Origin of the sequence: Hymenobacter fodinae, from assembly GCF_004745825.1 — a bacterium.
In the GTDB taxonomy this organism is placed as follows: Bacteria; Bacteroidota; Bacteroidia; order Cytophagales; family Hymenobacteraceae; genus Hymenobacter; species Hymenobacter fodinae.
Window position 1 is genome coordinate 1,388,171 of record NZ_SRLA01000001.1, and the last position, 12,204, is coordinate 1,400,374.

The window sequence follows — 12,204 nt, forward strand, 5'->3', positions numbered from 1 at the left end:
AGCTGTATTTGCCGCAGGCTATACAGCTCCCTCGCTCTTTCCGTTTTCTTGCCAGGCAGAAAGTTTTTGCTCATGTCCTCGGCTAGGCCACTACTTTCGTGCTGCTGCGCAATAAAATGTGGGCTACAGCGTGCTATGCCGGTCATCGGGTTTCCCTGTATCTTGGAGCAATGATTAAACTGCTACGCCATCCAGTCGCCGCACTTACCTGCATTGGAATACTAGGCGCTGCTAGGCCTGTTGTTGCCCAAATTGGAGGCCAGCAGGCATTTTCGTTTCTCAACTTACCCGCCAGTGCTAAGCTAGCCGGCCTAGGCGGAGTTAATGTATCGTCGCGGGATGCCGATGGTACTATGCTTTACGGCAACCCCGCCCTCTTACACGCCGATATGGATGGCCGACTAGCCTTGGGCTACGTTGATTATCTGGCCGACATCAAGCAGAGCACAGCCGTGTATGTGTTCAATACACAGCGCGCTGGTCGTTTTGGAGTGGGGCTAACCTACCTAAACTACGGTAAGTTTGAACAGGTAGATGCCGCCGGTAATAGCCTAGGTGATTTTTCGGTCAATGAATACGCCCTAAGCGCTTCTGACTCCTACACCAGTGGCAGCTTCACGTTAGCTGGTACCCTCAAGCTCGCCATATCGGGTATTAGCGGCAACCACTCGGTAGCGACGTTGGCGGATGTAGGTGGCCTATTCAAGCACCCCACTAAAGACTTTACAGTTGGCTTGGTGGTGCGCAACGCTGGTTATCAACTAAAGCCCTACGAAGGGGCCAGCCGGGAGCCTATGCCGCTTGATGTGCAGTTGGGCACTTCTATCAAGCCCGAACATCTGCCTTTCCGCTTTTCCGTCTCTGCCCACCACCTACAGCAACTCGATATTGTCTACCTCGACCCGAACCAGCGCGGACAGTTAGATGAGTTCGGAAATGAGATTAAGCCTAAAAAGACCCTGGGCGACAAAATTGCCCGGCACTTTGTAGTAGGAGGGGAGTTGCTGCTTAGTAAGAACTTTAACTTGCGCGTTGGCTATAACCATTTGCAACGCCGCGAGCTACGTCTGGAAAATACCTCGGGCGGGGCGGGCTTTTCATTTGGGGCCATGCTACGCATCAGCGAGTTCCAACTCGATTACACCCACGCGGGCTACCACGCCTCGGGCGCCGCTAATTATTTTACGGTTGCTCGAAATGTTAATTCCTTGTTTAAGAAGAAAGAGTAGCTCTTGGCGCCGGTACAGAAGAATGCGTGCTGCAAGCTCCAGCAAAACCTTTCCTCGTGATTCCGGCTATACTCCGGCACCTGTTCCTGTTTACCCGTTCACCCTATGTTAGATTCTGCTGAATTTCTGACGCCGGCACAAATTGTGGCCGAGCTCGATAAATACATCATTGGCCAACACGATGCCAAGCGCCACGTGGCTATTGCGCTGCGCAACCGGTGGCGCCGTCTGCACGCTCCTGCCGAAATGCAGCGCGAAATCGTACCGAACAACATCCTCATGATAGGCTCCACGGGCGTGGGCAAAACTGAAATTGCCCGTCGCTTGGCAAGCATTTCCGGGGCCCCTTTCACCAAAGTAGAAGCGTCTAAGTTCACAGAAGTGGGGTATGTAGGCCGCGACGTAGAGAGCATGGTACGCGACCTAGTAGAGCAATCCGTGAACATGGTGCGGCAGCGGCGTAAAGAGGAAGTAAAAGCTCAAGCCGCCCAAGCCGTCGAGGATCTTATCCTTGATGCATTAATTCCGCCTATTTCGGGTGGTAGCATCACAAAGCCCGGTGTTGGCTTCGGCAGCTCCGATGGTAATCAAGTGCCCGATTCTGATCATGAACTCAACGAACGCACGCGCGAGCGTTTTCGCGAGAAGATTCGGAATGGAGAAATGGAAGACCGAAAAATCGACATCCGGGTGCAGCAGAATAACTCGCCCGGCATTGGCGTGATTGGTGGACCGGCAGGCCTAGACGAAGCCTCCATGGCCGGCATCCAGGATATGCTGGGCTCTATGATTCCTAAGAAAACCCGGAAGCGCAAGGTTACTATTGCCGAAGCCCGGAAAATTCTGCTAGACGAGGAAGCTGCCAAACTCATCGATATGGACGAGGTGAAGGACGAGGCCATCCGTCACGCCGAAAACGCCGGTATCATATTCATCGACGAAATTGATAAAGTAGCTAGCCGTAGCAGCAAAGGCGGTGGTGGACCCGATGTGAGTCGAGAAGGCGTACAGCGCGACTTACTACCGATTGTGGAAGGCTCTGCCGTCAGCACCAAATATGGCATCATCCACACCGACCACATCCTGTTCATCGCGGCCGGTGCCTTCCACGTGGCTAAGCCCTCCGATCTTATCCCGGAGTTACAGGGCCGTTTTCCCATTCGTGTAGAGCTCCAAAGCCTCACCAAGGATGATTTCTACCGTATTCTCAGAGACCCCAAAAACGCACTGACCAAGCAGTACGAAGCCCTCTTAAAGGCAGAAAATGTGGAGCTTTCGTTCGATGATGAAGCCTTGGAGCGGTTAGCTAGTATCGCCTTCGAGGTTAACAGCGAAGTAGAAAACATTGGGGCCCGCCGACTACACACCGTTATGAGCCGCTTGCTCAACGATATTCTATTTGATGTACCCGATCAGATTGGCCCTAACGCCCGCATTCTCATCACTCGTGAGTTAGTAGAAGAGCGGCTGCGGGACATGGTTCGTAACCGCGACCTGAGCCAGTATATTCTCTAGGCCAGTCTACGTCTGCGGTAAGTGGCTAATAAAGCAAAAGGAGGTGGCCTAGGTCACCTCCTTTTGCTTTCTACCGTACTTTTTATGTACGCTTTCTCATCTCATTTCTCTCCCATATGCATTACTACATTATTACTGGTGCTAGTCGGGGTCTTGGCAAGGCCCTTGCAGAAGCTGCCCTACAAATACCAGATATTGCTGTTTTGGGCGTCTCACGGCACGCCACTATTGCTCACGAGCGGTACACGCACCAACCTCTGGATTTATCAGATATGCTAGCCGTGCAGAACAACTTGCACAAGGTTTTTACTGCTAGGCCAGATGCTGAAAGTATTACTTTAATCAATAATGCAGCCGTGCTAGGTGATATAGGCTACTTAGGTGAACACCAGAACGAGCACTTCGAGTTTGTTTTTGATGTCAATACCGTGGCACCTGCCATGTTCATGAACACATTCCTGAGTGCCTACTCCAGCCTTTCAGTCCCGCGCACAATCCTAAACATCAGCAGTGGCGCCGCCCAGAGAGCCGTTGATGGTTGGGGTGCTTACTCAGCATCCAAAGCTGCGCTTGATGCTCTATCCCGCACTGCCCAGAAAGAACAAGACATCCGCGGTACCGGAATCCGCATCCGCAGTCTTTCCCCCGGCATCCTCGACACTCCCATGCAAGCACATATCCGCACTGCCGATCAACATAGCTTCAGTGAAGCTGCAAAGTTTGCTGGCTTCTTTGAAGAAGGCAAACTAGCCAAGCCAGAGGAAGTAGCTAGTAAAATTTTGGATTGGCTTCAACGTCCAACGGAAAAGCAAGAGCAAGTAGCTTTACGGATAACAGAGCTGTAAACCAATCAATGGTACATGAAAAAGGAAGGCCCTGACAAACGTCAGGGCCTTCCTTTTTCATGTACCATTGGCTAAAATTAATAGCCAGTGTTTTGTGTAATGGTACCCGAGCTATTCAGTACCTCACGCTGTGGAATGGGCCATAGTACGCGGAAGGGTTGGGTAACACCTGTTAGGGTACTCAATACCGTGCCCGTACGGCGCAAATCAAACCAACGGTGTCCTTCGTGGGCAAGCTCCACACGGCGCTCCTTCAGGATAGCGGCAACAAGACCAGTTTGGCCCGTTAAATCCGTAGCGGTTGGAGTCAGCACATAAGCGGCCAAACCAGCACGTACCCGAATCAAGTTGAGTAGCTTAACTGCTTCAGTCAGGTTTGCAACACCACCTACGCGAGCTAACGCCTCAGCACGGTTAAGTATAGTTTCACCGTTACGTACCAAGATAACGTTGTCATCACCAGTTACACGGCTAAACTTCTGCGTAGTGCCAGCAGGTGAGGAGTTTACATTAACGGGTAAACGCTTATCACCTGTTTCGTGTGCAGCAGGTAGACCAGTAGCAGGATCTACTTCGTTGCGTCCACCGTTAGCGGTAGGATACCAATAGAAGGCAATCGAGTTAGCGTCGGTGGCATCATACTGAAGCTCCCAAATAGACTCCTGCTGATTCTTCAGTGCCCAAAGGTCAACGTAGTTAGCCGACAGAGGCAGGTTGCCTGATGCATCACGCAAAGGTGCAGTCAGTGATATTACTGTTGGGTAGTCACCATTGCGCAGGGCAAAGCGTGCTTTTAGAGCAATAGCCGCATTCTTCGTGATTCGGCCACGGTTCTGGTTATTTGCGCTGGTATAAGCAGTAGGCAAGTTGGCTATAGCGTAATCAAAGTCATCGTTGATTACTTGAATAATCTGCTGCTCAGTCGAGCGAGGAATAGGAGCAATCTGTGCATCACTGATGTCCTTGGTTGGCGTCAAACGCAATGGAACACCTACTCCACCTGGCTTATTATAGCCTTCAGGCGTGCCACCCCAGAAACCTAATAGGTTCATGTAGTGGAAGGCACGCAAAGCTCTTGCCTGTGCAATAGCTGTAGCAGGAGTGTAAGATGGGTCAGACAGAGCGCCAGCGGCTTCAATTACGTAGTTAGCGCGGTTAATGCCACTGTAGATAGAAGACCACATACTGCTCAACTCCACGTTATCAGCTGTGATGTTGTTTTGGTTGATTTGCTGAAAGCTTGGTAGAGTACCCGTCCAACGAACATTATCTGCGCCCATATCGGCAAACAGAATGTAACGCAGGCCCCAGTAGTTACCGCTTTGCACGGCATCATAGGCGCCAATCAGAGCGGCTTCTACGCCCTGCTTGGTAGTAAGAGCAGTTTCAGCAGGTAAACTAGCTTGTGGCTTTACATCGAGCAGCTTATCACAGGAAGAAGCTAATGACACTAATAGTGCAGCAGCAGCTAAACGTGTTAAAAAGATATTTTTCATGAGTTGCAAAGAGGGAAAGATTACAGGCCTAGGTTAACACCGAAGGTGATTGTGCGAGCCTGTGGGTAAACCAAGAAGTCAGTGCCAAGCGAAGTGTTACTCCCACTGAAGGTGTTAACCTCGGGGTCAAGGCCTGAGTAATTGGTAAAGGTTACCAAGTTCTGAGCTTGAGCGTAAATGCGCAATGAGCTTACGTGAGCACGCGAAGCAAGCGCACTTGAGAAGGTGTAGCCCAACACAACGTTTTTCAAGCGGGCATAAGAACCATCTTCAATGAAGCGGTCTGATACGCGACGATTGTTATTCGGGTCACCGTATACTGCACGCGGAATATCCGTGTTTGTGTTATTTGGGGTCCAGCGGTTCAATACACCGGCAGTCTGACCAAATACACCGTTCATGCCTTCCGAGAAAGACTTAGTGTTATTATAGATCTTATTACCGTAGTTGTACTGTAGGAATGCGGTAAGGTCAAATCCTTTAAACGACAGTGTATTAGTAAAGCCGCCATAAAACTTAGGCTGAGCGCTACCCAATATTTCCTGGTCCGCAGAAGTGATTACTCCGTCACCGTTAATATCCTTAAACTTAATATCGCCAGGGCGAGTGAGCGTAGTCTGGTAAACAGAGGTAGCAACGCCAGTTTGAGTTTTCGCATTAGCATCAAGAGCATTAATCTCTTCCTGCGTCTGGAAAATGCCTTCTACGCGGTAGCCGCGGAACGCTCCTAGGGGTTGACCTTCTGCAAGCCAGCTAGCAAAGCCTGCTGCAGAAGCAGGGCCCGACAGTTTGGTTACTTTGTTCCGGTTAAAGGAGATATTAAAGTTTGTTGTCCATTCAAAAGCTCCGGGCTCAGCAGCATTAAAGTTTACAGTAGTTAAGCCTAATTCTAAGCCTTTGTTTTCGATGTTGCCAATGTTCGAGGTGTATGAACCGAAACCAGTGTCAAACACCAAAGGACGAGCCAGCAACAGGTCTCGGGTCTTCTTCTTATAGACGTCGGCGATGAAGTTGACGCGGTTATTGAAGAAACCTAGGTCAATGCCAAAGTCAGTCTGGCTGGTACGCTCCCACTTCAAGCTTGGGTTAGCGAGCTGGCTAGGTGCTAGGCCACCCAGTTGCAGGTAGTTAGCACCTGTGCCAATCAGAGCAAGAGAAGGGAAGTTGCCAATATCAGAGTTACCGGTTTCGCCATAGCTAGCCCGGAGCTTTAGGTTGCTGATCTGACTGAGACCATCCATGAAGCTTTCCTCTGAAATACGCCAGCCGCCCGAGACTGCCGGGAAAATACCGTATTGGTTTTCCTCACCAAAGCGGGAAGATCCGTCACGACGAATGCTACCGGAGAGTAGGTACTTGCCTTTGTAAGCATAATTCAGGCGTGAAAATGCACCGAACAAGTTCCAGCCCGTAGCGGAAGACGAAGCACCCGTTTTCAAGGCACCTGCCGATAGCTGACGGATATCGTTTCCTGGGAAGCTAGAAGCAGTAGCAAACAGTTCTGAGAATCGGTCTTGCTGGTAGTTTACCCCAACCAGGGCTGTAACATCGTGCGATTCAGCAAAGGTTTTGCTGTACGTGATTACGTTATCCCAGTTGAAATTGGCGTCCTGGCGATAAGAGGCCACAGCAGAGCCGTTGGCGCCTGCCCCAGTATTCGTAGTGGTTGGGTTGAAGGTATTATCGCGGAAAGTCAAGTAATCTAAGCCTACGGTGGTGCGGAAGCGCAAATTCTTGATATATTCAAATTCAGCGAATGTAGTACCAATTAAACGTGCGCTAATCGACTCCAAGAATGGCTCCTTGGCGGCGGCCAATGGGTTCTCAGTAGAGGCACCGGGGTCCTTATAGTAGGTGCCATTCGCACGATACTTTGGAATGTCACTGGCTACCAAAATAGCAGTACTTACTACCCCGTTAATGTTGTTATCGTTCTGAATACGGTTACTGGCCGAACGGCTTAGGCCCAGATTAGTGCCTACCCGAATGTGCGTATTAATCTCATGGTCAAGGTTCAAGCGCACGTTGCCACGCTTGAAGTCCGAGCCTAAGACTATACCGGTTTGATCGAAATAATTACCCGACAGCAAGAACTTGGTGCCGGCATTGCCACCGCTGAGCGTTAGCTCGTAATTGCTAATAGGAGCAGTACGGAAGATTTCGTTTTGCCAGTTGGTGTTTGGAGCACTAGCAGGGTTCTGAAAGGTAGCTACATCCCGAACACCATCTCCATCGTCCACAGCCTGGTAAACTCCACCTACAATAGATAGGCCAGCTCCACCAAAGCCATAAGCGGCAGCATCGGCATAGCTACGGAAGGGTACACCAAAAGCAGGGATCTGACCAGCTGCGTTTACTGGATAGCGGTTCTGAAGCTGCTCAAGAAACAGTTCGGTCTGTTGTTGACCAGTTAGGGGAGTTAGTTGATTCCAAGCTTTCTGAATACCAGTGTAGTAACCAAGGTTTACCTTGGTTTTACCTGCCTTACCACGCTTTGTAGTAATGATTACAACACCATTTGAAGCACGTGAACCGTAGATCGCCGAAGAAGCGGCATCTTTCAGCACTTCAATAGACTCGATATCGTTAGGGTTGATATCTGACAAAGCATTGGTCGTTTGACCACCCGTACCGATGTTGGTATAGCTGCCGGTGTTAATTGGAATGCCATCAACAACGTACAGCGGCTCGTTACCTGCTGTAATAGAAGAAGAGCCCCGGACACGGACCGCGATACCCGAGCCTGGGGTACCAGAATTCTGAGAAATTTGTACGCCTGGAGCGCGACCCTGCAGTGCTTGGTCAACGCTTACAATGGGGGTATTCTTGAATTCCTGTGCTCCTACGCTAGTTACAGCACCTGTTAACTCAGCACGTTCCTGAGTACCATAGCCCACTACTACCACTTCGCTCAAGCTTTTGGTATCAGCTGCAAGGGCTATATTAATCTGGCTTTCACTCCCGATTGCACGTTCGGCTGCCAAATAGCCGACAGAACTGAAAGTTAGGACGTCAGCATTTAATGGTGCATTCAGGTTAAATGTACCGTCAGAATTGGTGGAAACTCCTGAAGTAGTACCTTTTACTAGTACAGTTACTCCAGGTAGACCTTCGCCTGTAGCACGGTCAGTTACTCTACCACTGATTGTGCGAGTTTGTGCAAATACTTGGGCTACACTAAGAGTAGCTACAGGTATTGCAAAAAGTAGCGTTTTGTTCATGTAATAAGGTGTGAGTGAAAGTAGAAAAGAGCGGTCTACTAGGGTTAGATCTAGCATGGCCCAACAAACGAGATCTGAAAGTTATGAAGGTATTTTATCAAAACCTCTATTTATTTGATAAAAGCGTAATTTTAATAGGTTATTAATATGATATCTCTCGCATAAGGGGCAGTTCACTAGCTTTCAGATTAGAAAGAGTTGTTGATTACCTATCAGTATATATCTCAATGGAAGCTATTCAAATAGTTCAACAAATAGGATTAATCCAATATGGATAACATGCACTAAAATGTATAAGTGTATTGATATGCTATTTTAGAAATAAGACATAGTATGAACACACAATAGCCTCCTGCCTTAAGAGACAGCTAAATAATATCTATGAAAGGATATCCGTAATCGCCTGTAAGGATGTGTTATATGCAATACACGTATATGCTAGGTTCACCATTTTGACGTTATATGAAGTGAAATTTTCCGATTGATATTTTTTTATAAATTGCGGTTCCATGCCCTCTAGAGATTGTTTCTTTTCTTTCAAATAGAGTTCACTATCTTGTGGTTAGCATGTTAGAGACGTTCTTTCCTTTATAATTCACTCATAGTCACATTTACCCACACTCACTCACATGCAAAAAACTTTATTGAGTGCGCTTCTGATCGCACCTGTCCTGTTGCAGCAGGCGGCCGCGCAGAACCGTCAAATTTCGGGACGTGTCACTGACCGTGCCAATGGCCAAGGTTTGCCCGGCGTAACAGTATTGGTGAAGGGCACAACTACTGGCGTTTCTACAAATGCCGATGGTAGTTACACCATCAGTGCTCCAGCATCTGCAACGGCACTTACGTTTTCTTCTATTGGTTATGTAGCAGTAGAGCGTGCCATCGGAGATGCATCTACCATCGATATCGGACTTGCTTCCGATTCTAAGCAATTAGGTGAGGTTGTAGTAACTGGGGCTCTTGGTATTCAGCGCCAGTCTCAACAGGTTGGTTACGCAACTGCTACTCTTGATACGAAAGAGGTTACCCAGGCTCGCGTTAACAACGTAGCAAATGGATTGGCCGGTAAAGTATCGGGTTTGCAAATTCAGACGCTGAATAACGGCATTAACCCGTCAGTGGCTATTACGCTGCGTGGTGGTCGTTCCTTAACAGGTAACAACCAAGCTCTTGTAGTAATTGATGGTGTCATCTCTCAAAATGAGGTCTTAACCGCCCTAAATCCTGATGATATTGCATCTATCTCTGTACTGAAGGGTGCTAATGCAGCTGCATTATACGGCTCACAGGCTTCTAACGGTGCATTGATTGTAACTACCAAAAAAGGTGGTGGTGCCCCACAAATTACTCTTTCTCAAACTTCACAGTTTGAATCAATTTCATTCCTGCCTAAATTCCAAAATGAATTCGGTCCTGGCGCAAACTCCTGGAATGGTGATCGGGCAGGGAGGAATGACCGTCCGGACTTTACACCCGATGGGAGTGTAGACGTTCCGGAGGAAAACGCCTACACAGGCTATGAAAATCAGCAGTTTGGTCCGCGCTATGATGGCCGCATGGTACCATTTGGGGAACAACTGGCTGATGGTAGCCTCCAAATGTTACCATATTCATCACGCCCTAATGAAAGACGTAAGTTTTTCAATACGGGATATCAGATGCAGAATGGTGTAACTTTTTCGGCGGGTGATGAACGAAATAAATTTTATGCCTCCTTTCAAAATGTGCATAACAACGGCATTATTCCCAAGGACAAGTATGACCGTAATACTTTCCGTCTGAATGCTTCGCACGAGTTAGGTAAGCTCTCGGTTGGCTTCAATATTTCGTATGCACAACAGGTAGTAGATCAGACTGCTAACTTAGATGCCCCTACAGGTGTATACTACGCCGTGTTTAACACGACGTCCATGTCGCCTTTGACCTCTTATAGCGACTGGCGAAACAATAAGTTTGCTAACCCCAATGGTTACGCTAACGCGTTCTACTCTAACCCATACTTCAATATAGACAATACTCGCGCTAAAGATCGTCAGAACACGATCGTAGGTAATATTGATTTGGGGTATAAAGTGTTTGATTGGTTGCGTATTCAGTATCGACTTGGTACTACTAACATCAACCAAGCTAATTTAACTACTCAGGACAAGTTCTTGTTTGATGCCTATACACTTGCTAATACAAACAAGTCAACGGGCCAGCAAAGAACTGGTTTTGTGCGTGACGTAACTAGCAACCTTAACCGTATAAACTCGGATCTATTCGCTAGCGTGGACAAAACGTTCGGTGATTTTTCTGTGCAAGCTATTCTTGGGAACAACGTACAGCAGCTGGACTCCCGTTTTAACTCTGTAGCCTCTACTGCACTGGCCACTCCGGGCCTGTTTAACTTGGGCAACCGTGTAGGTAACTTGACTGGTAGCGACGGTAGTGCAAGAACACGTATCTATGCTTTCTATGCTGATCTAACGTTAGGTTACAAGGATTACCTGTACGTTCACGGATCGGGTCGTTATGACAATCTATCTTTCTTGGATCCAGATAACCGTAGCTTCTTCTATCCTGGTCTAGATGCGTCATTCATCTTTACAAATGCTATCCCAGCTTTAAAAGATGTGTCGTTTTTAGACTATGGTAAAATTCGCGGTGGTATCACTAAAGTAAGCCAAGTAAACTTGAACCAAACTGGTACAGGTGTTTACCAGACTGGCGGCGCATACCGCCTAAATTCTACTTATTCTCTGGGCTTTGGCTACCCATTTGGTTCGACCGCTTCGTTTCAAGCTGATAATGGCTTAGTACAGCCTGGACTGCGTCCTGAGACGACCCGCTCGATTGAAGCAGGTATTGAACTTAGCTTCCTGCAGCGTCGGGTAGCTGGTGCAATTACCTATTATACCCAGCGAAGCAGCGGGCAAACGATTCCAACGCAAATCTCACAGACTTCTGGTTACAGCTCTCTGCTACTAAATGGTGGTGTTGTAGAGAACCGCGGTGTTGAAGCTGACCTGAATATTACCCCAATTCGTCTTGAAAACAGCCTAACTGTTACGGTAGGTGGTAACTTCAACTATAACAACAACGAAGTAATCTCTTTGCCAGACGGTCTACCGCAGCTTGCACTGACTACGGGTGGTAATGCCCAACTTTATGCTATTCCTGGTAAGCCTTTCCCTTACCTAGCAGGTTCACACTATTCGCGTGACGCTGCTGGCCGTGTTATCATGGCTCCAACTCGAAACACGTACGACACTACTGACCCAACGGTATATTACTATCCGGTTAAAGCGGCTGACAACCAGAATTTCGGTAATACGCAGCCTAAGTATCGTTACGGCTTCAACACTAGCATTACCTTTAAAGGCATTACATTGGCCGGTCAAGGGGAACTTCGCACGGGCTATGTAGTGTATAACGGTATCGGTGAGGACCTTGACTTTACGGGTGCTGGTGCACGTAGCGCAATGTATGGCCGTCAGGATTTCATCTATCCAAACTCTGTGATCCCTCAAACGGATGCGAGTGGCAACACGACGTATATTGCAAATACCTCTGGTTATACTCCTGGTGGGGCTGAATTTTGGGCTCAAAATTCAACCTGGAACCGTACAGTAGCAGAAAACTATGTGACCACGGGTAAGTTTTTTAAGATTCGTGAGGTGTCGTTGAGCTACGCTGTCCCCTCCACACTGCTGTCGAAGACTGGTTTTGTGAAAGGATTGTCCGTGAATCTATACGGACGTAACATCTTCACTTGGGTGCCGAAAGAGAACATCTATACCGACCCAGAATTCAGCTTGTTCAGCGGCAACGCAATTGGTTTGAACTCCAACCTGCAGACGCCCCCCACCAAGTTTTACGGAGCTACTCTTTCCGCAACTTTCTAATTTCAGAC

6 protein-coding genes are annotated in these 12,204 nt (G+C 48.3%); 4 read left to right on the forward strand and 2 right to left on the reverse strand.

The window, feature by feature from the left end; all coding sequences use genetic code 11:
• Positions 1-170 precede the first annotated feature (170 nt).
• From porQ to EU556_RS05960, 3 genes are all read left to right on the forward strand, one after another.
• Positions 171-1,229, forward strand: a complete 1,059-nt coding sequence (gene porQ, locus EU556_RS05950) for a type IX secretion system protein PorQ (RefSeq protein ID WP_135431966.1) — start codon at positions 171-173, stop codon at positions 1,227-1,229.
• A gap of 105 nt (positions 1,230-1,334) precedes the next feature.
• Positions 1,335-2,744 carry an ATP-dependent protease ATPase subunit HslU gene (hslU, locus tag EU556_RS05955; RefSeq protein WP_135431968.1) on the forward strand — a complete coding sequence of 470 codons (1,410 nt, stop codon included), beginning with the start codon at positions 1,335-1,337 and terminating at the stop codon, positions 2,742-2,744.
• Between the two features lie 116 nt (positions 2,745-2,860).
• The gene (locus EU556_RS05960) at positions 2,861-3,589 is read left to right on the forward strand and encodes an SDR family NAD(P)-dependent oxidoreductase (protein WP_135431970.1); all 729 of its coding nucleotides are present in this window, start codon (positions 2,861-2,863) and stop codon (positions 3,587-3,589) included.
• Positions 3,590-3,666: 77 nt separating this feature from the next.
• On the opposite strand, the gene EU556_RS05965 is transcribed toward EU556_RS05960, so the two are convergent.
• Positions 3,667-5,085, reverse strand: coding sequence for a RagB/SusD family nutrient uptake outer membrane protein (locus tag EU556_RS05965; RefSeq protein ID WP_135431972.1), 1,419 nt, complete (start codon positions 5,083-5,085; stop codon positions 3,667-3,669).
• A 20-nt stretch (positions 5,086-5,105) separates the two neighbouring features.
• On the reverse strand, positions 5,106-8,306 hold the full coding sequence (locus tag EU556_RS05970) for a SusC/RagA family TonB-linked outer membrane protein (RefSeq protein ID WP_167855477.1): 3,201 nt from the start codon (positions 8,304-8,306) through the stop codon (positions 5,106-5,108).
• Between the two features lie 629 nt (positions 8,307-8,935).
• On the opposite strand from EU556_RS05970, the gene EU556_RS05975 reads away from it, so the two are divergent.
• Positions 8,936-12,196 carry a SusC/RagA family TonB-linked outer membrane protein gene (locus tag EU556_RS05975; RefSeq protein ID WP_135431976.1) on the forward strand — a complete coding sequence of 1,087 codons (3,261 nt, stop codon included), beginning with the start codon at positions 8,936-8,938 and terminating at the stop codon, positions 12,194-12,196.
• Positions 12,197-12,204 lie beyond the last annotated feature (8 nt).